Annotated in this window: 21 protein-coding genes; 10 read left to right on the top strand and 11 right to left on the bottom strand. The window is 37.3% G+C overall.

Annotated elements, in window-relative coordinates:
• Positions 1-133: 133 nt before the first annotated feature.
• Complete coding sequence (locus AC27VX_RS04180; protein WP_236859336.1) at positions 134-496, bottom strand: hypothetical protein; 363 nt, start codon at positions 494-496, stop codon at positions 134-136.
• A gap of 57 nt (positions 497-553) precedes the next feature.
• Positions 554-1465 carry a LysR family transcriptional regulator gene (locus tag AC27VX_RS04175; RefSeq protein ID WP_236859335.1) on the bottom strand — a complete coding sequence of 304 codons (912 nt, stop codon included), beginning with the start codon at positions 1463-1465 and terminating at the stop codon, positions 554-556.
• Positions 1466-1548: 83 nt separating this feature from the next.
• On the opposite strand from AC27VX_RS04175, the gene AC27VX_RS04170 reads away from it, so the two are divergent.
• The gene (locus AC27VX_RS04170; RefSeq protein ID WP_488694017.1) at positions 1549-2142 is read left to right on the top strand and encodes a LysE family transporter; all 594 of its coding nucleotides are present in this window, start codon (positions 1549-1551) and stop codon (positions 2140-2142) included.
• Positions 2143-2268: 126 nt separating this feature from the next.
• Here the strand turns inward: AC27VX_RS04170 and AC27VX_RS04165 are convergent, their stop codons facing one another.
• Positions 2269-2877: a hypothetical protein gene (locus AC27VX_RS04165; RefSeq protein WP_488694015.1), complete on the bottom strand. Its 609-nt coding sequence runs from the start codon at positions 2875-2877 to the stop codon at positions 2269-2271.
• A gap of 519 nt (positions 2878-3396) precedes the next feature.
• Positions 3397-4179, bottom strand: coding sequence for a helix-turn-helix domain-containing protein (locus tag AC27VX_RS04160; protein ID WP_488694013.1), 783 nt, complete (start codon positions 4177-4179; stop codon positions 3397-3399).
• A gap of 70 nt (positions 4180-4249) precedes the next feature.
• Between AC27VX_RS04160 and AC27VX_RS04155 the strand changes: the two genes are divergently transcribed.
• A complete protein-coding gene (locus tag AC27VX_RS04155) occupies positions 4250-5455 on the top strand; it encodes a CynX/NimT family MFS transporter (protein ID WP_236859331.1) in 1206 nt (401 codons plus the stop codon).
• Between the two features lie 175 nt (positions 5456-5630).
• Here the strand turns inward: AC27VX_RS04155 and AC27VX_RS04150 are convergent, their stop codons facing one another.
• Positions 5631-5816: a hypothetical protein gene (locus AC27VX_RS04150; RefSeq protein WP_236859330.1), complete on the bottom strand. Its 186-nt coding sequence runs from the start codon at positions 5814-5816 to the stop codon at positions 5631-5633.
• Between the two features lie 163 nt (positions 5817-5979).
• Positions 5980-6396 (bottom strand): MBL fold metallo-hydrolase, encoded by a 417-nt coding sequence (locus tag AC27VX_RS04145; RefSeq protein WP_488694011.1) that lies wholly within the window; start codon positions 6394-6396, stop codon positions 5980-5982.
• A 94-nt stretch (positions 6397-6490) separates the two neighbouring features.
• On the opposite strand from AC27VX_RS04145, the gene AC27VX_RS04140 reads away from it, so the two are divergent.
• Both AC27VX_RS04140 and AC27VX_RS04135 read left to right on the top strand, forming a co-directional pair.
• Entirely contained in the window at positions 6491-6799 is a 309-nt protein-coding gene (locus AC27VX_RS04140; RefSeq protein ID WP_488694009.1) for a winged helix-turn-helix transcriptional regulator, read from the top strand.
• 138 nt (positions 6800-6937) lie between these two features.
• Positions 6938-7489: a hypothetical protein gene (locus AC27VX_RS04135; RefSeq protein WP_488694007.1), complete on the top strand. Its 552-nt coding sequence runs from the start codon at positions 6938-6940 to the stop codon at positions 7487-7489.
• 78 nt (positions 7490-7567) lie between these two features.
• Here the strand turns inward: AC27VX_RS04135 and bioA are convergent, their stop codons facing one another.
• The 5 genes from bioA to AC27VX_RS04110 all read right to left on the bottom strand — a co-directional run bounded on the left by bioA (position 7568) and on the right by AC27VX_RS04110 (position 12534).
• Positions 7568-8857, bottom strand: a complete 1290-nt coding sequence (bioA, locus tag AC27VX_RS04130) for an adenosylmethionine--8-amino-7-oxononanoate transaminase (protein ID WP_488694005.1) — start codon at positions 8855-8857, stop codon at positions 7568-7570.
• A gap of 258 nt (positions 8858-9115) precedes the next feature.
• Positions 9116-10099: a biotin synthase BioB gene (gene bioB, locus AC27VX_RS04125; protein WP_488694003.1), complete on the bottom strand. Its 984-nt coding sequence runs from the start codon at positions 10097-10099 to the stop codon at positions 9116-9118.
• A gap of 2 nt (positions 10100-10101) precedes the next feature.
• Positions 10102-10713, bottom strand: a complete 612-nt coding sequence (gene bioD, locus AC27VX_RS04120; protein WP_488694001.1) for a dethiobiotin synthase — start codon at positions 10711-10713, stop codon at positions 10102-10104.
• Between the two features lie 95 nt (positions 10714-10808).
• A complete protein-coding gene (locus AC27VX_RS04115; RefSeq protein ID WP_488693999.1) occupies positions 10809-11918 on the bottom strand; it encodes an aminotransferase class I/II-fold pyridoxal phosphate-dependent enzyme in 1110 nt (369 codons plus the stop codon).
• Positions 11911-12534 (bottom strand): hypothetical protein, encoded by a 624-nt coding sequence (locus tag AC27VX_RS04110; protein WP_236859322.1) that lies wholly within the window; start codon positions 12532-12534, stop codon positions 11911-11913. The genes AC27VX_RS04115 and AC27VX_RS04110 overlap by 8 nt, the downstream gene beginning before the upstream one ends.
• Before the next feature lie 66 nt (positions 12535-12600).
• On the opposite strand from AC27VX_RS04110, the gene AC27VX_RS04105 reads away from it, so the two are divergent.
• From AC27VX_RS04105 to AC27VX_RS04080, 6 genes are all read left to right on the top strand, one after another.
• Positions 12601-14088, top strand: a complete 1488-nt coding sequence (locus AC27VX_RS04105; protein WP_300691112.1) for an aminotransferase-like domain-containing protein — start codon at positions 12601-12603, stop codon at positions 14086-14088.
• A 292-nt stretch (positions 14089-14380) separates the two neighbouring features.
• Entirely contained in the window at positions 14381-16612 is a 2232-nt protein-coding gene (locus AC27VX_RS04100) for a TonB-dependent receptor (RefSeq protein WP_488693997.1), read from the top strand.
• 207 nt (positions 16613-16819) lie between these two features.
• Positions 16820-18337 (top strand): pyridoxal phosphate-dependent decarboxylase family protein, encoded by a 1518-nt coding sequence (locus tag AC27VX_RS04095; protein ID WP_488693995.1) that lies wholly within the window; start codon positions 16820-16822, stop codon positions 18335-18337.
• Positions 18315-20738 carry a GNAT family N-acetyltransferase gene (locus tag AC27VX_RS04090; RefSeq protein WP_488693993.1) on the top strand — a complete coding sequence of 808 codons (2424 nt, stop codon included), beginning with the start codon at positions 18315-18317 and terminating at the stop codon, positions 20736-20738. Before AC27VX_RS04095 ends, AC27VX_RS04090 begins: the two co-directional genes overlap by 23 nt.
• 123 nt (positions 20739-20861) lie before the next feature.
• Entirely contained in the window at positions 20862-22175 is a 1314-nt protein-coding gene (locus tag AC27VX_RS04085) for a lysine N(6)-hydroxylase/L-ornithine N(5)-oxygenase family protein (protein ID WP_488693991.1), read from the top strand.
• Positions 22151-23503, top strand: coding sequence for an MATE family efflux transporter (locus tag AC27VX_RS04080; RefSeq protein ID WP_488693989.1), 1353 nt, complete (start codon positions 22151-22153; stop codon positions 23501-23503). Before AC27VX_RS04085 ends, AC27VX_RS04080 begins: the two co-directional genes overlap by 25 nt.
• Positions 23504-23715: the final 212 nt, after the last annotated feature.

Genomic DNA, 23715 nt, shown 5'->3' with positions numbered 1-23715 from the left:
ATATCTTCGAGCAAAGCTTTTGTGGCCGGAGCATAAACAGTGTTTACAATACACAACGAATCAGTTGATATGTAACAAGGATTCACTGCTTTAAGTAAAAACGTAAAGCATTAATTTTCAATTAAGAATCAGATTAAGAAAGCCGTGGAGGCTGAAAAATTGTGGAAAGATAAAGGTTTGAGAAATCTTTTTCCTTATAAATACTGTTTTTCTGAGGAACAGCAACTTCTTTAGGTTTCTTTATTTCGAACGTAAGTTCAGGAAGCTGCGCATGTACTGTAAGGACAATAGGTGGATTAATAAAAGGTAACTTCTGATCAGAATCCCAGTCGGCATCTTTTTGGTGATTGTCATAGTGTTCCATGACAAATTCTGATAAAGTCCCATGATATTCTATAAAATGTTCCACAAACATAGGCACCTTAAGTACTTCCCCCGCATTGGTGGTAGCCAGCACATACATCATCGAGCATAGTATGGAGAACCATTTTATCATTACTGCAAATATAGGGCTTAAATTTTTCCCTGAAAAGTTCTTCAGTATTAATTTTTTTTAATTTAAAGAGCATTGAACGGGTTCATAAGCCATTTGCCTGTTAAGAATTTTCAAAAAGAGCTCCATAGCAGGACTGATCCATTTATTACAATGATGAGCACTAATCATGGTAATGGTACGCTGAAATCCTTTGATGTTGAGCTCCGTTATCTCCCCTTTTTTAAGTTCTTCTGCAACTACAAAATGCGGCAGGCAGGCTATTCCCAGGTTATTCATTATACTTTTTTTGATCGCTTCGATGCTCCAGAGTTCAATACTTTGTCCGGTTCTGATATTCTTTTTTTTAAGATACTCGTCAAAATACTGCTGATAAACACCATTGGGGTCATTATTAATAATCGAGCATGATTTTGTCTGATCTTTTCTGTCGAAATTCTTTTCCTGTTCTGAAAATACCGGAGATGCCATCACTCCTACAGTAAATGAGGACAGTTCGGTTACTTTAATCTGATCATCATATCCATTTACCTGATAATGAATTCCCAGATCAACATTATTCCGGATGATTTCTTTCTGTACTTCATAGCAGTTTCTAACCTTTAGCTTTAATTTTACGCCAGGCGCTGTTTCAATAAATTCTTTTAGAACAGGCTGCAGGATATAAGTCAGTAAACTGTCAGAGGCTGAAATAGTAAGATCTCCTTCTACCTTTCTGTCTTTTGAATTCAGTTGTCTGATCTGTTCTATTTCCTCTTCTATTTTTTTGATATGCGGGATCAGCTTCAGAGATTGGGCTGTAGGCATCATCCTTCTTCCTATTTTTTCAAATAAAGGAAATTTAACCTCATTTTCAAGCTGTTGAATCTGATAACTGATGGCAGATAAAGAATAATTGAGCTCTTTTGCAGCGTCCTGAAAATTACCTTTTTCCACTATCGTTTTAAAACTTCTGAGCTGGTGAATGTCCATACTTTAAATTTTTCGAAGTAAAAGTATAAATAATTCCGATTGACTGAAGTATTTAAGCTCATTAATTTTGTCAAAAAAAAGATATGTGGTTTTCATTTTTTATTTACACTGTTCTTACAGCGCTTCTTCCCGGGCCTAATAATATCCTGGCACTAAACAGCACCATGAAATCGGGTTATAAAAACAGTAAAAAATTATTATTGGGAATATATTCCGGATTTACAGTTGTGATGATACTGGCAGCCATATTTACAGGTTTGCTTTTGAGTTCTTATGGTTTCCTTCTGAATTATCTGAAATATGTAGGAGCAGTTTATCTTGTTTATCTCGCATGGTCTGCAATCTCCGGAAAACCGGCAGAAATTGATCTTGAAAATGGGAAAAAGCCATCGGAAACGACCCAGGATTTTTGGAAAGGATTTCTATTGCAGTTAGTCAATGTTAAAATTATCATTTACGGAATAACAGCATTCAGCAGTTTTATCTTTCCTCAATTCAGTGAGCTGTGGATCATTCTGATTTTTGCTTTTCTTCTTTCTTTTATCGGAAACTCCGCAACCTGGATATGGGCAGTGGCTGGACAGAGGCTTAATCAGTTTTTAAATCAACATTACAAAATAGTCAATACCGTGATGGGAGTACTTCTGCTGTATTGTGCAGTAAGTCTGTTTTTATAATCGGAAACTACCAGACTCTTTCATGAATTATGGTCTCTTGAATAGAAACAACATGCCGAAAAAACTGAATACAATCGAAGTCTGATTTTTTTTCAAAACTTTGATTTAGGTCAAAAAGAGTTTTTTTCAGTTTAAATCCAGAAAGCCATCGGTCAGCTCTTTCCACTGAATTTTGGCTATTCCCACAATTCCTCCTGCGGCTACCATCATATTTCTGACAACATCAATGAACTGGGCATCAAAATTGGGAGATTCATTTCTGCCATATACTGCGGCTTTCAAATGGGTTGAACTTCTGCAGATCATAAAAGTAGAACTGGCTTCGGAGCTGTAAAAATGAGCAATATGCTTGTTTTGGCCATGCTCAGGATCACGGGAAGGCCTGCAGGTCATCATGATATTTTCGGAAATGGTATCCTGACAAAAACAGAGATCTGTAATTTCTACCCAGTCATATCCTTCTGCTTCTGTTTCTCCCGGACCGGGAATATTGATTCTCACAAAATCTCCTTTTTGAGGTTCCCGCTCTACCGCATTGCCTTTATCATCATAAAGCTTAAAAGCAGCAAAAGCTTCTCCGCCATAATTTCCCCATTCATTGACAGAAAAAAACCGTTTTTTCAGAATCTCAAATTTCTGAGAAATAAGATGATGCTCAAATTGCTTTTTACTTTCGGTATCGTGAAATCCACCGGATTTTTGTTCTGGAACACCTTCTATCTGCTTGGGTTTCATAGGCCGTTTTAAGACAAATAAACGAAAATTTCCGGGATCTTTATATGAGCGGAGTCACAAATAACGGATTTAATAATGTTTATTTTTTACTCTTACAAATTAAACATGTAAATATTTTTCTACAGAAAGATAAAAACCATGAATAATACTAGTGTTTTCTACCTTAGAATGATTACAGAGCATATTTTCGAAAAATCAAAGAAAATGAATATCACTTGAAGGATGATTATTTTTAATTAAAATAAATAATATTTAAAAAAATACGCTTATAATGCAATACATAATGTAATTTTTACTTATATTTGTGAATCGAAATAATTTTTTTTCATCATTTGTGTTTTTTTAAGGTCTCCATCACTGGGGGCCTTTTTATTTGATTAACGATGTAATTTAAATTTTAATGATTATATGGAAATATTTAAAGTGAAATATCAGAATTGATAATATAAGGCGAAGGCCCTAATACAAGTCAATAAAGAATCTTCAATATTATTATAAGTCTTCTTTTTAATTCTAAATTTATTTAATATTTTTAACAAAATCTGTGGGCCGGAACTGCATAACGGACTGAAAACTTCTGTTGTAAGCCTGGACACTCTTGTACCCCACTTCATATGCCGTTTCCGAAATCGTAAAACTGCCGGAACTCAGAAGTTCGAGACTTTTGATGATACGGAGCATTTGCTGGTATTTAATCAATGTTAATCCTGTTTCCTTTTTGAAGATTCGCTCCAGGGTACGCAAAGATAATAGTGCTGTGTCACTTAGTTCCTCTATTCTGATCTCTTCACGATAATAGTGATGAAGATGTTCAATGACTTTAGTGAGACGTTTATCTTTGGGAAGGCAGATATGGAGTTTCAGGGAATGCTCTACAAAATGAGGAAGTTCATTAAAAAGAGCCTTTAAAAACAAGGTTTCATCGTGATCTTTTATAAATAATTTTGACCACTTTTCAGCATATTTTATCATTTCCCTCAGTACCGGAGGAACAGAAAACACATTTACTTCATCATAAAAAGGATTGCTGCCTTCCGTATCGGCAAACATGATCATCAGCTTGATCTTTTCAGAATGTGAATTGGTTTTATGAATAGTATTGGACGGAATCCATACGGCATGATTCTGTGGAAGAAGATAGATCTTTTCTTCAATGGTTATGTACTGGAAACCACTTTCTACATAGACCAACTGGCCTTTCTGATGCTGGTGAAGAATATCATCATGGATCCAGTTTTCTTCAAACCATACAAAATAAGGTTTACTCAGTTCATCTATCTCTATACTGTCGTTGGCATTCATGTCGTTTCAGGTTAAAACTTTGGCAAAATTAAACAAAATTACTGTATTAATTTTGTGCAAAAGTTTTATCATGATGAAGAATGAAGTAAAAAAGAATGCTTCCTATGTTTTATTAATCATTAATGTTCTGGTAGTTATCCTTATTTCCAGTAATCTGCGCTCTCCTATTGTTGCTGTAGCTCCGGTACTTGGAGAGGTGAGAGATACACTGAAGCTGGATAATTTTCAGGTTAGTTTGCTAACCTCTATTCCACTCTTTATGTTTGCCGTGTGCTCTGTTTTGGTAAGCAGATTTTCCGGTAAGCTGGGAATCAGTAAACTTTTAATGTATTCGTTGATTATTTTGAGTTTTGGATTGTTTCTCCGTATTACAGGTTCTCTTTGGCTGTTATTTCTGGGTTCTATATTCATTGGCCTGGGAATATGTATAGGAAATGTAGTCACTCCCGGATATGTTAAAAACAATTTCCCAAAGCAGATTGGCCTGATGACGGGTATTTTTGCGGTATCAATGAATCTTACCGCTGCTTTAGCTTCAGGTTTCAGTGTGAAGATAGGAGAATGGACGGGGTTTGGATGGCGTGGTTCACTGGGAATCTGGCTGGTGATTGCCGCTTTGGCATTTCTGGTTCTGATTCTGGAATTCATCTTCAACAGAAAGAATACTCATCAGCAAAAGGCTGCACTCAGCACTTCAGATTTTAATATGTTTAAGTCCTCTCAGGCCTGGAATATCAGTATTTTCATGGGGCTGCAGTCTTTATTCTACTATTGCCTCGTTGCCTGGCTTCCGTCATTCCTTGCGGATTATCATATGGAAAGTGAGAGCTCAGGATGGGTTTTCTTTGTGATTCAGATTACAATGATCCCGGTGACCTTCTGCTGCCCGATCATTGCAAGCAAAATGAAAGACCAGAGATTAATGATTGTTTTTGTATGTGCTTTAATGTTTATAAGTACAATGATGTTTGCATTCATGAAATCAGAATGGATCTATGTAAATGCCGTTATCATAGGCATTGCCAATGGCTTGTCTTTCAGTTTATCTATTCTGTTCTTTTCTACAAGAACGAAAAGCAGCATCAATGCCGTAAAAATCTCCGGAATGGCACAGTCTGTCGGTTATCTGATTGCAGCATTTGGACCTCCTGTATTTGGTAAACTTCATGATTGGGATACTTCCTGGAACAGTTCATTTTATTTTATGAGTACTGCAGTATTGCTGATGTTTTTCTTTGGAATGAAGGCTGCGAGAAATAAATGTGTGGAGGATTAAAATTTCATATTTTATCCACTAATTCACTAACAAAATCAATTGTACATCACTAGCATTTATAACATTCTTATAAATAATTTTAAACTATAAATAATAATGATAGAACCGAAGTTCTATCATTATTTGCTTTGATACTTTAAGTAATTTTAATACTTGCAAGCCACTTATGTCCCAATTATAAAAGAACAACTTCTTCACCATCTTTTAATATAAAACACCTCTTCTCAAATCCTTTTTCGTTGATTTTATTCTGAATATAATTTCTGTCTTCTTTGCAATGGCTTAACGCTTTCAGTTGGGTTACCCATATTGTAGCTTCAGGAGAATATTTGCAGACTTCAATAATATCTTTAGCGGTCATGATAATAGGGGTCACCCACTGAAAAAGAAGCTGCTCCGCCTGCTACAATAATTTGGTCAGGCTTGTGTTTGTGGATTTCATCTGCTATTTCTTTATTCCAGATACTGTCTCCGACAATATAAACTGTTTTAGCTTCTGTTTTAAAAACAAATCCATTTACTTTTCACATTTTCTCACCAATCTCTCCTGTACCATGCTGTCCTTTTGTCTTAAAGATTTCAATATTATCCCAATGAATAGATGTATTGACAGGCACCGTATTTTGAAACCCCTGCTGGGTAATCTGATCTGCGATAATATCAGGACATAAAACTGGCACGTTTTTACCAATAAGCTCTATAGCCTTTGAGTCCCAATGATCAGGATGGAGATGGGTAATCACAACGGCATCTATTGACCGAAGTTTTTTGATTAATTCTTCCTGACTGAACGGAAAATCTATTAAAGGATTTAGCAATTCATTATCCGTCATAGGAAATGGACCCAGCACGCCTTTTTCTCCGAGCATAGGGTCTACTAATATGGAAATTCCGTTGATATTCAATAGCAGTGTAGCATTATGCCATAATTGTAGTTTCATTTTGTTTACATTTGTACTGCAAAACTATTGCGGGACTGCGGTAAAACAATAGAAGGTTACCAAAAGGTTAATCATATATATATTCAAGTATCTTATGAATTTTGAAAACTGCGGCCTAAGAAAGAGCCTGGATATCCTTTCAGGAAAGTGGAAGCCATTGATTTTACACAATCTTTTTGAAGAAGGAACAGTACGTTTTACAGAACTATGGATAAAAATGCCCAGAGTTTCCAAAAAAGTCCTTTCCGAACAGTTAAAACAACTGGAAGAGGATTATATTATCCAACGGACTGAAGTCTATAATTTTCCTCCGGAAGTTTATTATAAACTGACAGAAAAAGGAAAGAAACCTGGCTCTATACTATCCGAACTGCATTCATGGGGAAACGAACTTAGCTTATGATAGTATTTTTCAGAGTTGTTAAATCCGCTTTTTATTGGAGGAACATTTTCTAAAATTTGATGAAGTTTTATATATTTAGACTAAAATAGAATATTAATCTCTACTGTAATAAAAATTATAACCCAAATTATTCTGTAAATGAAAAAAATTATTATTTTAATTTTCGGTGTCTTTTGCTCTTCAGCTATAGCACAGATTCCACCTCCTCCTATTTCCAGATCTTCAACAACTTCTAATGGACTTGCCATCAATACAAGAAAAAGTACATTAATTGAAAAACGAACAACTCCTTTAGGCAAGTTTAAGAACTTAAATATTCAGAAAATTGTAACGAAAGATGTCTCTGATAATTCATCAGAAAGCCTTCTTGGAATCATGTATGAATATGAAACATTTGATGAAATTTCAAGGAAAACGCTTACAATTGATAAAAACGAGCTGGGTAAATTAATTCAGTCACTTCAGACTTTAGAACAAAAAGAGAATGAAAAAACGAATATTGAAGCCAAGTATAAGTTCGTCACAAGAAATAATATTGAATTCGGAAGTGTTTATCATGAAAACCTGAACAATCGGGCTAATTATATAAAAATGCCTTCAAACAATTACAGTCAGAATTTAATTGAATATAATAGAGAAGAATTAAAGGAATTGTTGAGAATTTTAAAAACCGCCGAGCTTGAGCTCTAAAAGCTTCTGCTAAAAGTTACATTACCAAACCTTACAGGCTTTTGAAGCCTATAAGGTTTGGTAATGTTAATGATTAATTCAATCCCTGAATTGATCCAAAACCTCCAGAATATTCTGATAAACAAAATCTAATTCTTCAGCAGAAATACAGTAAGGAGGCACCAGATACAATACATTACCCAGTGGACGCATAATAATTCCTCTCTGTAAAAATTCATGATAAAGTTTCTTTCCAATCTCATTAAAATAAGAGGTTCCGTGTCCGGTTTTAAAATCAAAAGCCAAAATAGTTCCTATCTGGCGGGCATTTTCTACCTGAGGATGGAAAGAAAGAACTTTTACAAACTCAGCGTGCTGCTCAGTAATTCGCTGTACAGTCATTTGGGTTTCTTCTTTAAGTAATATTTCCATACTGGCCAGAGCAGCTGTACAGGCTAAGGGGTTAGCGGTAAAAGAATGCCCGTGAAAAAGGGTTTTATGATGGTCATCAGACAGAAAGGCATTATAAATACCATTGGAACAGGTAGTGACTCCCATTGGCATTGTTCCTCCTGTTAATCCTTTTGAAAAACACATAATATCCGGTTTTTCACTAAGATGATTGGCGGCAAATAACTTTCCTGTTCTTCCAAATCCTGTAAAAACTTCATCCTGAATCATGAGAATATCATATTCTCTGCATATTCTCATCAGACTATTCAGATTTTCTGCCTCATACATCAGCATACCGGCTGCTCCCTGAACTAAAGGCTCATAAATAATACAAGCCACTTCATCGGCTAATTCTTTAATCTGAAATCGTAAGCTTTCTATATTCTCCGCATTGGGGACGTCAATAAAGATGACTTCAAACAGCATACTTTCAAAAGGCTGCGTCCAATAACTTTTCCCACTTACAGACATAGCTCCGAAAGTATCTCCATGATACGCGTTTTTAAAAGCCAGAATTTTAGTCTTCTTTTTTTCATGATTGTGAGCATATTGAATACACATTTTCAAAGCCACTTCCACGGCGGTAGAACCATTATCAGAATAAAAAACTTTTTCCTGGTTAGCCGGCAGCAACTTCAGTAAGTTTTCCGAAAGCTGCACCGCAGGCTTATGGGTAAAACCTGCAAAAATAACCTGCTCTACCGTGTTTAACTGTTCGAAAACACGTTGTGCAATATAAGGATGAGAATGCCCATGTAAAGTCACCCACCATGAAGAAACCACATCCATATATTTTTTCCCTTCTTCGTCATAAAGGTAGATTCCTTTTCCTCGTACAATAGGAATGATACTGTCTGCAGTCTTCATTTGGGTGTACGGATGCCAGTTGACGGCTTTATCTCTGTCCTGAAGACTGGTTGATATTATTGTATTCATATGTTGATCTAAAATGTATTATGAGTTTTGGATCTTAATCTGAAATAGTAATGAATTGTTTACTCAAGCAAATGCCTTTTTAGACGAATATTATACTGTCCGATCTTATTATTTCACGAGAAACTGTGTTAAAGAATCAGGAAGTTAATCTACAGATTAACAGAATAACAATCTCAACAGCAAACTCACAATACATTTTAAAATACTCATGATTAAAATCCAAAAACCCATAATTTATTATTTATAATTCCTGATTATCTAGCAGCAAACTTCTTTTTTCATCATTGGCTTAAGACCAAGAGTATTCAGCATCTGCATATCTTCAGAAACTCCCGGGTTAGGAGTCACCAACAACGTTTCTCTTTCACCGGTGAAAATAGAATTGGCCCCTGCCATAAAGCACCATGCCTGTTCCGTTTCATTCATTTCAATTCGTCCGGCACTTAGTCTTACCATAGAAGAAGGCATTACAATTCTTGCTGTAGCAATCATTCTTACCATTTCCCAGGCATCTACTTTTTCATTATCTTCCAATGGGGTACCTTCTACCCTTGCCAATGCATTGATGGGAACAGATTCCGGGTGTCTGGGCATCGTTGCCAGGGTTAAAAGCATTGAAATTCTGTCTCTGTGCGTTTCTCCCAATCCGATAATTCCTCCGGAGCATACTGTGATTCCTGCTTTTCGTACATTGTTGATCGTATTGATTCTGTTATCGAATGTTCTGGTGGAAATGATTTCTTCATAATATTGTTCCGAAGTATCAAGGTTATGGTTGTAGGCATATAATCCAGCCTCCTGAAGCCTTACAGCCTGCTCTTCGGTAAGCATTCCCAGAGTACAGCATACTTCCAAACCTAAGTCATTCACTCCTTTTACCATATCAATTACCCTGTCAAAATCACGATTATTACGGACTTCACGCCATGCTGCTGCCATACAGAAACGGGATGAGCCGCTATCCTTAGCTTTTTGAGCGTGTGCAATTACAGTTTCTGTAGGCAGCAAAGCCTGTACTTTAATATTAGTATGATATCTGGCAGCCTGTCCGCAATAAGAACAGTCTTCCGGACATCCTCCGGTTTTGATTGATAATAAGGTGGAAATCTGTACTTCAGAAGGATCATGCCATTCCCTGTGTACAGTGGCTGCTTTATAAATCAATTCCATAAGAGGTAAATGGTAAATTTCCTCAATCTCTTCTTTGGTCCAGTTATTCCTAATTTCTGTTTTTTGATCCATTATCATAATTTTGTTATTGTTAATTGCTTTGCAGCAGCTTTTATATATTTTTTATCAGTGCTTTCAACTTCGGGAATCCTGATTATTTTTGTTTCTTTTCCAATGAAGCCGCAGATCACTCTTTCAGTGTCCTCAGGAAAGCTTCCATTAAGAATCAGATATTCTAATTTTATATTCCTTTGCCTTAAAGCCATGATTGACAGCAAACTGTGATTGATACATCCTAAATAATCCCTCACAACAAGCCCAGCAGGAAGATTTAATTTTTCTATCAAATCAATCATGAAGCTGTTATCAGAAAGTGGAACCATCAAGCCTCCGGCTCCTTCTACAATCAAAGGGCGATCTGTCTCAGGAAGCTGAAAATCATCAAGATTGATCTGTACATTTTCTGCCCGTGCAGATTGATGAGGAGATGCCGCCAATTTCAGACGACAGGTTTCCGGATAGCATTTTGTACTGTCTGTCCAGGCTTCAATCTTGTGACTGTCGGTATAATGAAGATCTCCTGACTGTACAGGTTTCCAGTAATCTGCTTTAAAGTATTGAACCAAAACAGCCGAACAAACGGTTTTTCCTATTTCAGTTCCTATTCCTGTTATAAATAATTTCATATGGGGTACGTGATGTATAATCCGAGTTTCGGGATTTATGCGATATTCTTAAAAAAGCAAATCCGTTCTTCCTCTTTTTTATTCATCTTATTACTTTAAATAAATTCGCCAATAATCTTAGTGAGTCTTACAATTTCATCCTCTGTATTGAAGCTATGAAGGCATATTCTAAGTCTTTCAGTCCCTTCTTTTACGGTCGGGCTGTAAATTGGATATGTTAAAAAATTTTCTTCCGATAAAGCATTTTGTACTTCTTTCAGCTTCTGGTTATCCGGGATCATAATTGCCTGAACAGGACTTTTTTTTGAAGACGGAGATCCCAAATTCTGATTCCGAAATGTTTTAATATTTTTCTGAAGCGTTTCTGACGGCTCTTTATCAGATTCTAAAAATTCATATCCGGCTTTAATGCTCATCCATTGAAAATCATGCGCAGAAGTACTGTAAATGAAAGATGATGCAAAATTGACCAGGTATGACTTGATCACTTCATTACAAAGTATAACAGCCCCATGTGATCCCAATGCTTTTCCGTAGGTCACAACAACTGCTGCAATCTGTTCCTGAAGCTGATATTGATCGATCAATCCATATCCGAAAATGCCAAAAGCATGAGCTTCATCTACAATCAGACTTGCTCCATATGTCTTAGCAAGTGAAGCCATTTCTGAAACAGGAGCAAAATCTCCTTCCATCGAATAAAGGCTCTCAATAGCAATGTAACAATGTCCTTTCTGTCTTTTCAATTTGCTTTCCAGGTCTTCGGGATCATTATGTCTGAACTTTAATTTTCTGGCATTTGATAATCTGCACCCATCATGTACAGAACGGTGAATCTGCTCATCCACGATGATCGTATCATGACGGCCGGGCAGAGTAGAAAACAAAGCCAGATTCGCGTTATAACCGGACGGAAAAAGTAAAGCAGCCGGAAACTGATGCTGGTCAGCGATAAACTTTTCCGTAAGCCCCGCTGTAATGCTATTTCCACTAATCAGCCTTGAACCTGTACTTCCTGAAAGCCAGTGAGGATTCTCCGTAACTTTTCGAAGCAATACATTCTGAAGATCTTTATTTCTGGCCAATCCCAGATAATCATTAGAATAAAAATCTATTCCCGCTGGCTGAACCTTTAAACTCCTTAATATGCCCTGTTCTTTCCGTTTATCAAGAGATATTTGGAAATTTTCAATGGTATTAAGCATAATTGAATTGAGTTACCTCCTCTTTAATCGCATTGATCCATTGTTCGTGCAATTCTTTTTCAATGGTCAGAATATGATCTGCATGGCTTTTCCAGTCTGCTGAAAATTCATTAAGCTGATTGATCATTTCTTCCAGATGGCCTTCTTCTTCGAGAATTATAGATTTTACCATGATTTTTGAAGATTCTTTGGTCAAAACATCCTGATACACGGGATATAATTCATCAGCACGCACTTCGATGGCATAGGTTACAAAAAGGTAGGCCGCATATTTTAAATCTTCCTTATTCAGCTGGAAGGCCTTTTGAAGATATCTGCAGGCCTTGACATCTAAAGAATGAAGATATTGACGAGTAGCTGTAGGAGCAAGAAGTTCCTGACTTTCGTATGTTTTGCAAAGTTCTTCATCTATTTTTCCAATCTGTTTTTTTAAATAATAGGCATGACGATGTTCTTCTGCAGCGTGCTTCAACTGAATCTGGGTTACCAGAACCGGATGTTCACATTTTGATATTTTTCTGGCTCCGGCATTTTCCATAAAAGAAAGCGTATTCAGCCATTTTGCATGAGTGCTCCCTTCCTGCACAATCTTTTCTAAGAGGTGTTGAAATTCCATAGACTTTTATTTTGATGTCAAAAGTAGTATATTGCCGGATGGTTACATGGTGCCAGTTTTGATATTATGGATAGTCCGGTTAGAATTCCTTATGAAAGTTTTATAAAAATTGACAGAACATCTGAAACGTCAATTTATCTGCAGATAGCCAATCAGCTGGTTAATGCCATTCAGAGAGGCGTTTTACCCTTTGCAACGAAGCTTCCCGGGACACGTACATTCAGTGATATGCTCGATATTCATAGAAATACAGCAGTGGCAGTATATGATGAATTATCAGCTCAGGGCTGGACGGAGAGTCTGCCGAATAAAGGAACGTTCATCATTGGAAAAGAACAGGAAAAACCTGTTAAAGTTCATGACTTTGAACAAAACAACCTTCAAAACTATCCAAAAAACACTGGTTTTTCATTTAAAACATCAAATATCCTTGATAATCCGTTTGAACATTCAGACTGTGAATTTGTATTTAATGACGGGGTACCGGATATCAGGCTCACTCAGATCGGACAGCACTCCCGGTTTTACAGCTCTATTCTTAAGCGTAAATCTCATCAAAAAATATCCGGCCATTACAACCATGATGGAAGTGAATTTTTCAAAGAACATTTATCCAGATACCTGAATTTATCACGTGGACTACCTATTTCTAAAAATAACCTATTGATCACCAGAAGTACAGAAATGAGTATTTATATTGTTTCCGAAATCCTTCTTTCTCCCGGTGACGTAGTTCTGGTAGGAGCATTAAGTTACTTTTCGGTGAATATGATCTTCATGAAAGCGGGTGTTAATATGGTCTCAATTCCTATAGATGAAGAGGGAATTATTGTAGAAAATGTACGGGAAGCGTGCAAAAAGCAGAAGATAAGGATGCTTTATCTTACTCCCCACCACCACTATCCTACTACTGTTGCCCTAAGTGCCCAAAGAAGACTGGAACTTCTGGAGCTTGCCCATGAATATGGATTTATCATTCTTGAAGACGATTATGATTATGAATTTCATTATGATAAAAGCCCGATTCTCCCTCTAGCCAGTGCAGATACCAATGGAATGGTTATCTATATAGGATCTTTCGGCAAATCATTGGCTCCAGGCTTCAGAACCGGCTTTATTGTAGCACCTGAAAATCTGATGGCAGAAATGAGGAAATATCTTGGAATCATCGACAGACAAGGAGATATTCTGATGGAAAGGGCCCTTGGCGAAATGATTTCTGAGGGAGAAATAAATCGTTATCTGAAAAAATCATTAAAGGTATATCAGGAAAGACGGGATTATCTCAGCAATTTACTACAGGAAAACTTAGGTGATCTCATTTCTTTTCAAAAACCTTCCGGAGGTCTGGCCATCTGGCTGGAATGGAATATTCCTGTCAACCTGATGCAGCTCAGCCGCAATTGTGCCAGTGAGAATCTTTTTATCCCAAAAACGCTGCTTTATCAGAATAAAAACCTGACTGCCATGAGATTAGGATTTGGAGATCTTAATGCCGGTGAAATGGAAAAAAGTGTTGAGATTTTTTCAAAAAATTCAAAATGGTTTGCCTAGCTTATCATTTTGGGGATTTCTTTAGTCTTCATTTTGATGCTTTTTTAGCCTTTTCTACCCTTTTTAATATTACATTTTCGTTAATTCTGAAGTTCGTTACATTTATTTTTGTCTCATTTTGAGACTTGAAAAAAATTAATTGTACCGCATAAATCTTGATAAAAGAGGTCTTCTGTTTGTGACTTATTATCGCCGTACTCACATTGGTTTGAAATATGTGATAAAAATCATGGTTATTTTTTACTCAATAATATTCTATATTTACTCCACTATTTTTAATTGTTCTAAATAAATGAAACGACAATTTGCACTTTCAGTCATTCTACTGACTGCCCTTACTGCACATACTTCTGCTCAAAGCAAGCAGGACAGTATTACCACAAAAGATATTAACGAAGTTATTCTGGTATCTTCACGTTCTCCGAAACAAATCAGCGATATTCCGGGAACGGTCTGGATCATTGGGGAAAAAGAACTCCAGACACAAATCAGAGGCGGTGCCGGGTTGAAAGAGGTATTGGGAAATATGATTCCCGGTTTTGATTTTGGAAATCAGGGAAGGACCAATTATGCTCAGAATATGAGAGGAAGAAATGTTTTGGTAATGCTCAACGGGGTTTCACTGAACAGTACCAGAGCTGCCAGCAGACAGTTTGACGCAATAGATCCTTTTAATATCGAAAGAATTGAGGTTTTATCCGGTGCATCGGCCATCTACGGTGGAGATTCTACGGGAGGGATCATCAACATTATCACCAAAAAACCAACCTCAAATAAACTGGCTTTCGAAACTTCTGCGGGGCTTAAAACAGGTTTTAATAAAGATGATCTGGATAAAAGAATTGCACAGTCAATTGAAGGTGGAAGTGATAAGGTAAAATTCAGACTCGGAGCTGCCTTCACTCAAAATGAAGGTGCTTTTGACGCGGATGGAAATCAAATCATTACGGATGTGAAACAGGCTGACTATCAGTACAACAGATCTATTGATCTTTTAGGAAGCCTGAGTGTCAAATTAAGTCCTGATCAGGATATAAGTGTAGATCTTCAATATTATAACTCAAAGGTCAGAAATAAAAAATGGCTTTCTTTTGGTCCTGGCTTCGCTGGATTTACCACTAAAAATCCGGATCTTATCAATGTACTTGGAGGGGCTGATTCTGATGTAGTACCCCGTACAGAGCGTTTCATGGCTAATTTACAGTATAGTCTGCGTAATATTTTAGGAGGTCACAATTTACTTGTTCAGGCTTACGGAAGACGTGAGGAAGCTGATTTCGGGGCTTCTTTTGCAGAAATTCCAAAGCCTCCGGCAGGTGTTGTTCTTCCGGTATTTCTTTCTTCAGGAAGAGGAAATACTGATGTATACGGAGCCAAAGCTGTTTTGTCAAAAAAATGGAACGCTTTTAATTTTACTTACGGAACAGATTTAGATTTTGAAAGTTTCAACGGTGACCAGGCAATTTTCAATCCAAAAATAAGCAGTGAATCCGGTGGACTGATCAATAAAGCAGATGCTTTTGTAGGAAGGTATCCGGATACCAGAATATTCACTCTGGCAGGTTTTATTCAGGCTGACTGGAACATTACAAAACAGCTTACTTTATCCGGAGGGGTAAGACAGCAGTTCATCAATGTAAAGCTTGATGATTTTGTTGGATTTAAAGAGCAGGTTTATATGCATTTCGGATATGGAAATTCCGCAGATGTTGTAAAAGGAGGAAAAAACAATTACGATGTTACACTACTGAACGGAAGTTTACTTTATAAATTCACTCCTGCATGGCAGACCTGGTTCAGCTTTTCACAAGGGTTTGCGGTTCCGGATGCTGCAAAATCTTATGGTTTTGGAAAATACCAGCTGGACAATAATCGCTGGAATCTTTTAAACAGTATGAATATCGCCGAGCAGCCGTTAAGCGGAATCAAGACAGACCAGATAGAGCTCGGGTTCAGACATAACAGAACGTCTGAGGCTGGATTATACGCACAGGGCTCTTTTTTCTATGCGCTATCCAGTAAAACTTTAAAAATAGATAATGCCGCATTTACGGTTTCTCTTCTTGATCAGAAGCTCAGAAATTACGGTTTTGAAGGAGCGGTAGGATACCGTTTTGCTCAGGGACTTGAATTGGGAGGAAATCTTCTGCTTATGCAGTCTGAAACCCAAACAGTAGATAAAGGTTGGCAAAATCAGTCCGTATATACCACCAACCCTTCCAAGTTCATGGTTTTCACAGGTTGGAATGCGAAAAGATTCTCACTGAGATTACAAATGCAAAACTCAATGAACTACACAGATCTGGCAGACATGAAAATCAACGGCTATACCCTGTTTGATTTTGTAGGAGATGTAAAACTCAATAAGGGAACCATCAACTTCGGGGTACAGAATATTTTCAATAAGCAATATACAACCATTTGGGGGCAGCGTTCAGAATTTTTCTATGGTGCTCCTCAGAAAGCATTTGCTTATCAGGGCCGCGGAACAACGTTTTCTGTAGGTTACACGATTAATTATTAATTTCTTATCATATTACTATTTTGATCTATTTTAAGCCACAAATCAAATATTTGACGAAGTCAAAATTTATAAAAACCTTATCAAACAAAAATCTTTTAAGGGATGAAGATCAAGAATTTGACACAGTGGTTTAAAGTATATCAGTTTTTAAATTCATACATCAAAATTTACCATTAGAGAGTAAAAGAACACTAATTCACCTTATCTATGAATACAGCTATTACCGAGCAGATTGTGTCGGAAAAGGATACTCTTTTCCCAAATCTGGAAAATTTATTCTGTGATATAAACATTCACGAATATCAGAGTGCGATGCATAGAACACAGCAGAGTGTCATTGCATTTTTAGAGGATACCCGCCGGCCTTTCAGTGGTGTTTCGCCCAAAGAGCTGAGGAAGCAGTTTGAATATATAGACCTTAATTCTCCTCCTATAAGCTACGAAGAGCTGTTTGATGAGGTAAACGATCTCTATATACAACACGCAGTTGCCTTCCATCATCCTAAATATGTAGCCCACCTCAATTGTCCGGTAGTGATACCTGCTGTTGCAGCAGAAGCAATGATCAGCTCCATCAATTCTTCCCTGGATACCTGGGATCAGAGTGCCGGAGGAACTCTGATGGAACAGAAACTTATTGAATGGACCTGCAGTGAGATAGGTTTTGATCAATATTCAGACGGAATCTTTACCAGCGGAGGCTCTCAAAGCAATCTGATGGGAATGCTTTTGGCAAGAGATCATTTTTCTGTTAAATATTTAAATCATAACATTAAGAAAGACGGACTTCCTAAAGAAGCACACCGATTCAGGATTTTTGTTTCTGAAGCCGCTCATTTCAGTATTCAGAAAAGCGCGTCCATGTTAGGTCTTGGCGAACAGGCTGTTATTAAAATAAAAACAGATCGTTCTTTCAGGATGAACAGTGTATTGCTGGAAGATGCAATAAGAAAGGAAATTGAAAACGGAAACATTCCTATCGCCGTTGTAGCCACTGCCGGAACTACGGATTTTGGAAATGTAGATCCTCTGATCAGTATCGCAGGGATCGCCAAAAAACATAATCTCTGGTTTCATGTAGATGCAGCCTACGGATGTGCATTGCTTTTGACAGAAAAGCACCGTCATCTGATCAATGGAATTGAAGAAGCAGATTCTGTAACAGTAGATTATCATAAAGCTTTTTTCCAGCCGGTAAGCAGCAGCGGATTTTTGGTAAAGGATAAAAACTATTTCAGACTTATCACCCATTATGCTGACTATCTGAATCCTAAGGATCATGATGAAGATGAAATTCCCAACCAGGTTAATAAATCGATCCAGACCACAAGACGATTTGACGCACTGAAACTTTGGTTCACCCTGAGAATTATTGGTAAAAAAGGACTGGGAACTTATATAGACAGGATTATCAAGACTGCCTGTGAAGCAGTTGAAGCTCTGGAAAATGACCCTCATTTTGAACTTCTAAACTCTTCTGATATTTCAGCATTAGTTTTCCGTTATTCTGCAGACCCCTTTAAAACTTTTGACCTGAACAGGATCAATACATACATCAAATCACAACTCTATAAACACGGAAATGCACTTACGGCAGGAACTAAAGTAAACGGACAGTTTTATCTGAAGTTTACCATCCTTAATCCTCTTACCACCATTGAAGACATTAAATCTATACTTAACATCATTAAAAAATACGGAAATGAATACATTGAAGTCAACTAATATATCAGAATATGCAGAAAAGATAAACTACACATCGCTTATCAACTGCTACATGAAAGAATTTACAAACTGGAGCCGTTACCTTGGTATTCCTAAATATGATGAAGCAATCGCTGCCTATCTTAAAGAAACGCCAACGAATCTTCACATCAGAATCGACTTTTCTTCTATAGGATGTGACGTTTATATTCCTGTTGCCTATTTTTCTGAGAGCGGAAGACACCTTTTTGATTTTCCGGTATTGATGAGAGATCTGAATACGGACGAAGTTTCAGAATTGAATGTTTACGGCTTTATGACTCTTACGGCAGAATATTCAAAAGAGCTTCATCCGGGCATCGATGCTTCCAATGTTCTGGAAAGATTAAATAACAGTATTGACAATCTGACGGAATATCTCTATCATTCGATACATACGAAAAAGCCGATCAATGATTTGGAAATGTCTTTCATTGAAGCTGAGCAGTCTCTTATTTTAGGGCATATTCTTCATCCGGTTCCAAAATCGAAACAGGGGTTTAACGGTGAAGACCTGTTGAAGTATTCTCCTGAGACTTCCGGAAGATTTCAATTATTTTATTTCCTTGTGAATCCGGAAAATATGATTGAAAAAAATGCCGACGGAGAGCTTGTAAGCAAAGAACTTGGTGAAAAAATCTATCCGGTTCTAAATCCTGAGCACAAGAAACTTTGGGATCAGCATCCTGAATATCATATTCTACCTATGCACCCTTGGGAAGCTGATTATCTGCTAGGTCAGGAAAATGTACAGATTATGGAGGAACAGGGCGTCCTTTTTGCACTGGGACATTACGGAGAATACTTCACTCCTACTTCCTCGGTAAGAACGGTATACAGTGAAGACAACAAATGGATGTTTAAGTTTTCTCTGCATGTAAAAATCACCAACTCTGAGAGGATCAATCTGTACCCGGAACTTCATCGCGGTTATGATATCAGCAGGCTTCTGAAGACAGATTGGGGTACCAATCTACAGAGAGATTTTCCGGAAATAGATTTTATGGTTGATCCCGCTTTTATGGCTGTTACCTTTAATGGAAAGGTCATCAACGGATTCAATATCAGCATCAGAAGAAATCCTTTTCAGGGAGAGAACAAAAATAAAAATGTAACTCTTTTAGCTGCTTTATGCCAGGACGGAATTCTTGGAAAACCTTCAAGACTACAAAACATTATTACAACTACCGCTGAAAAACTGGGCCAATCTGTAGAAAAGATTGCTGTAGAATGGTTTAAACAATATCTTCACCTTTGTGTAAGACCTATTGTAAGAATCCTGAATACTTACGGACTTGCCTGTGAATTCCACCAGCAAAATGTAATGATAGAGCTTGATAAAAACGGATTTCCTGCGAAAATTTACTTCAGAGACAATCAGGGATTCTTCTTCAGAGAAGGAAGAAAAGAACTGGTTTCCGCCGCTCTTCCGGGAATAGCAGATGAAAGTCAATCGATTATCGATGAAGAATCTCTTGCACCAAAGTACACTTATTATCTGGTCACCAACAATATCTTAGGAGTGGTTAACGCTTTAGGATGCAACAGGTTAGCGGATGAGAAAAAATTGATCAACCTGGTATACAAAGCCTTCAAAGAGCTTGAAAATGAAGACGAAACAGGGCTGGTAAGCTATATTACCAACAAAAGAAACTGGTATACTAAAGGAAATCTGATCACCAGCTTACAGAATATCAATGAGGCAGATGAGTCTCTGGAATATCCGGCTGTTTTTCTTGATACGCCTAACCCTCTTACCAAATATTTCTACAGTCATCAGTTGATTAAGCCTTCTACAACTGAAACCGTGTATTCCCGTCATTTTGAGGATGAAAATCTAACCATCAGCATCAGGCCTTTCGATATTGAAAATGATTTTGAAATGATCCATGAATGGTTCAATATGGAACACGCAAAACCTTACTGGAAAATGGATGGTCCGAAAAGAGATCTCGAACTTTGGTTCAGAACAATTCTTCCAAGTGATGAGCAACACAGCTTTATCGGAGAAATAAACGGTATACCACAGTTCAGCTTTGAGCCTTACTGGCCAATGAGAGACATTGTAGGGGCTTATTATGATTCCCTTCCTACAGATTACGGAACCCACTTCTTTGTTGCAGAAACCCATAAGGATAAAAAATATTCTTTTGAATCCTTCCAGGTGGCGTTAGATTATATTTTCTCTCTTCCGGAAGTTGGAAAATGCATTGGTGAAGCTTCTGTAGAGGCTGTTCCTACTGACAGGCTGATCACCAAGCTAGGGTATACAAGAGAAGGAATCATTACCATGCCTCATAAAACAGCTTATCTTACTTTCTGCACCCGTGAAAATTACTGGGAAAAATGCCCGGAAAGTAAATTGGAGGCAAATAATGCATAATTGATTGAAAAGGCTTTCAAAAAAATAATGATCAGGCTTCGACTCTGTTCAGCCTGACTGTAATCAAAAAAATTACATGAAAAGAGTCGAAGTTTTTACTAAGAATTTATAAAATAGAATACATTGGAAAATAATAAAACATACGATATTATCGGGATCGGGATTGGTCCTTTCAACCTTGGATTGGCAGCTCTTCTTGATCCTGTAGAAAGTATTTCTGCCCTGTTTCTGGATCAGGCGGATGGTTTTGACTGGCATCCAGGGCTGATGCTTGATAATGCAACATTACAGGTTCCTTTTATGGCAGATCTGGTAACAATGGCTGACCCGAAAAGCAAATATAGCTTTCTCAACTTTTTGAAAGAAACAGATCGTCTGTACAAATTTTATATAAGGGAAGATTTTTTTATTTTAAGAAAAGAATATAATTTATACTGTCAGTGGGCTGCTAATCAGCTGCAGAGCTGTTTGTTTGGAAAAAAAGTAGAAAGTATTGCCTATAACGAAGCTGAACAGGTATTTATCATTGATGTACTGGATCTTAAGAATAATGATGTTAAAAAATATCAGACTAAAAAGATTGTATTGGGAACGGGTACACAACCAAGCCTACCGGCATTTATGCAGGATAAAGACTTCCCAAATGTTATTCATACTTCAGAATACCTGAATAATAAGGAGAATATACTTAATGCAAATTCCGTTTCCATTATAGGTTCCGGGCAGAGTGCTGCAGAAATTTTCCAGGATCTTCTTCCGGAAACGGAAAATGGTTTTTTCATGAGCTGGTTTACAAGACCGGACCGATTTTTCCCAATGGAATATTCCAAATTAACTCTGGAATTAACTTCACCGGAATATGTAGATCATTTTTATAATATGCCTGCTTCACAACGTAAGGCAGTTCTTGCCAAGCAGCCACCGCTATATAAAGGGATCAACTTTGAGCTTATCAATGATATTTTCGACACCTTGTACGGAATGAGTGTAGGAAACACACCTTTAAACGTAGCACTAAAACCTAGCTGCCAACTGGATAACATCCTTCCTGAAGGAAATTCTTACGCATTGAATTTTACACATATACAGGATAATACCACATTTACACATATTTCAGATTATATAATCCTCGCAACAGGTTACCAATACAAAGAGCCGAAGTTCTTAAAAGGAATAGAAAACCTTATCCAGAGAACTGAAGAAGGGCTATTTGAAGTAAGCCGTTATTACACGGTAGATCAGGCAGAAAATATTTTTGTGCAGAATGTAGAACTTCACACCCATGGTTTTGTAACACCGGATCTTGGGATGGGAGCCTACAGAAATGCACTGATCATTAATGCTATTGCCGGAAGAGAAATTTATAAAGTGGAAAAAAGAATTGCTTTTCAGGAGTTTAATACCCAAAAAACATGGACCGCAAAACATTCATCTTAGAAGGTGATATGAAAAAGGTCATGTGGGAAACCTCATGGCCTGCCGTTGCGGCTATCGTTCTCTATGGAATCAACAATTTTCTGGATGCCATTTTTGTAGGATATCTTATCAATACTCAGGCACTAGCTGCTGTAGGAATGGCCTATCCCCTTTCTCAGATTGTTTTGGGCTTTGGAAGGCTAGCCGGGACCGGAGCAGGAGCGGCAGTCAGCATCTGGATAGGAGAAAATAATAAAGATAAGCTTTACCGGTTATTTGGAAGCTTTAATGTCCTGTGTATCTGCTTTTCAATTTTATGTACCGTCCCTGCTTATATCTATGCCCATGAATTAATGGCAATGATGGGCGCAAAAGGAAATCTCCAGAATATTGCTGTAGAATATTTCCGGGTTACCCTTATCGGAACCGTTTTCTGGATTTACGGTTTAGCATTGAATATGCTGGTAAGAGCGGAAGGAAAAATGAAAACTGCAGCGTCAATGATCACCGTGGGACTTATTATTGATATTATCCTAAAACCTGTCTTTATCTCTGTATTCGGATGGGGAGTGGCCGGAGCTGCATGGGCTACCAACTGCGGCATGCTGATTTATTCTCTATTAGGATTTTATTATTATGCTAAAGGAAAAAGCTCTTTTTCTACCAACTGGAAATCCCTCTCTTATGATAAAAATATTGGAAAAAGAATTTTAAAACTGGGCCTTCCGGAGATGATATTATCAGTAATGGGAGTCATTCAGAGCATTATTATTTTTAATGCTATTGCTGCCTATGGAACAGAAAGGGATATTTCCTTTTTTACGGTTCTGAACAGGCTTTTCCTCTTTCTGATGACCCCATTATTTGGATTGATGAGAGGTTTGCAGCCTGTGGTAGGAATGAATTTTGGGGCCGGACAATATAACAGGGCCAAAAAATTCCTCAGAACCTATATCCTGGCAGGAGTAGGTATTCTTTCCCCCTTCTTTCTGGTTGCTCTAGTTTTCCCGGAACAGTTGATTGGCCTGATGCTTCCCGGTTATTCTGCCGAGTACCATCAAATTATTGATTTCAGATTGTTCTTTTCAGTATTGCCTTTACTTCCTGTTACCGTGCTGGCTCTCTCCTATTATCCGGCCGTCAACCAGAGTAAGAAAGCCAGCTTTCTGGTTTTCTTCCGTCAGATTATTCTTTATATTCCTTTGATGCTGATTTTACCGCATTACTTTGGAATTAAAAGTATTTATTGGGGAAGCGCAATGATAGAATTAACAGTAGGAATTGTTACTTTATTTTTACTTAAGAATTATAAAACCAAGTTAAATAAAGCTATAATTGAAACTTCATAAAAACTTGTAATACAGCAATATAATCAAAGTCACATAAAGATCTTATTTTACTAAAAACTCTGGAATTAATTTTTCCGGAGTTTTGTTTTTCTTACGTTTTCGCTAAAGCTTATCATTCTGAAAATATACAGAAGATTTCTATTCAATAAAAACGGACTAAAGTCCGTTTTACTAAAAAATTAGAATTCCATAGGCTTTAGCCGAAACTTACA

Source organism: Chryseobacterium sp. 14P4.3.2 (assembly GCF_057799275.1).
This window is presented reverse-complemented; position numbering and strand designations above follow the sequence as displayed.

Bases quoted from the DNA above. Each gene is read 5' to 3' on its own strand.
- AC27VX_RS04180 (WP_236859336.1), bottom strand. From the start codon at position 496: ATGATAAAATGGTTCTCCATACTATGCTCGATGATGTATGTGCTGGCT.
- AC27VX_RS04175 (WP_236859335.1), bottom strand. From the start codon at position 1,465: ATGGACATTCACCAGCTCAGAAGTTTTAAAACGATAGTGGAAAAAGGT.
- AC27VX_RS04170 (WP_488694017.1), top strand. From the start codon at position 1,549: ATGTGGTTTTCATTTTTTATTTACACTGTTCTTACAGCGCTTCTTCCC.
- AC27VX_RS04165 (WP_488694015.1), bottom strand. From the start codon at position 2,877: ATGAAACCCAAGCAGATAGAAGGTGTTCCAGAACAAAAATCCGGTGGA.
- AC27VX_RS04160 (WP_488694013.1), bottom strand. From the start codon at position 4,179: ATGAATGCCAACGACAGTATAGAGATAGATGAACTGAGTAAACCTTAT.
- AC27VX_RS04155 (WP_236859331.1), top strand. From the start codon at position 4,250: ATGATGAAGAATGAAGTAAAAAAGAATGCTTCCTATGTTTTATTAATC.
- AC27VX_RS04150 (WP_236859330.1), bottom strand. From the start codon at position 5,816: ATGACCGCTAAAGATATTATTGAAGTCTGCAAATATTCTCCTGAAGCT.
- AC27VX_RS04145 (WP_488694011.1), bottom strand. From the start codon at position 6,396: ATGAAACTACAATTATGGCATAATGCTACACTGCTATTGAATATCAAC.
- AC27VX_RS04140 (WP_488694009.1), top strand. From the start codon at position 6,491: ATGAATTTTGAAAACTGCGGCCTAAGAAAGAGCCTGGATATCCTTTCA.
- AC27VX_RS04135 (WP_488694007.1), top strand. From the start codon at position 6,938: ATGAAAAAAATTATTATTTTAATTTTCGGTGTCTTTTGCTCTTCAGCT.
- bioA (WP_488694005.1), bottom strand. From the start codon at position 8,857: ATGAATACAATAATATCAACCAGTCTTCAGGACAGAGATAAAGCCGTC.
- bioB (WP_488694003.1), bottom strand. From the start codon at position 10,099: ATGGATCAAAAAACAGAAATTAGGAATAACTGGACCAAAGAAGAGATT.
- bioD (WP_488694001.1), bottom strand. From the start codon at position 10,713: ATGAAATTATTTATAACAGGAATAGGAACTGAAATAGGAAAAACCGTT.
- AC27VX_RS04115 (WP_488693999.1), bottom strand. From the start codon at position 11,918: ATGCTTAATACCATTGAAAATTTCCAAATATCTCTTGATAAACGGAAA.
- AC27VX_RS04110 (WP_236859322.1), bottom strand. From the start codon at position 12,534: ATGGAATTTCAACACCTCTTAGAAAAGATTGTGCAGGAAGGGAGCACT.
- AC27VX_RS04105 (WP_300691112.1), top strand. From the start codon at position 12,601: ATGGATAGTCCGGTTAGAATTCCTTATGAAAGTTTTATAAAAATTGAC.
- AC27VX_RS04100 (WP_488693997.1), top strand. From the start codon at position 14,381: ATGAAACGACAATTTGCACTTTCAGTCATTCTACTGACTGCCCTTACT.
- AC27VX_RS04095 (WP_488693995.1), top strand. From the start codon at position 16,820: ATGAATACAGCTATTACCGAGCAGATTGTGTCGGAAAAGGATACTCTT.
- AC27VX_RS04090 (WP_488693993.1), top strand. From the start codon at position 18,315: ATGAATACATTGAAGTCAACTAATATATCAGAATATGCAGAAAAGATA.
- AC27VX_RS04080 (WP_488693989.1), top strand. From the start codon at position 22,151: ATGGACCGCAAAACATTCATCTTAGAAGGTGATATGAAAAAGGTCATG.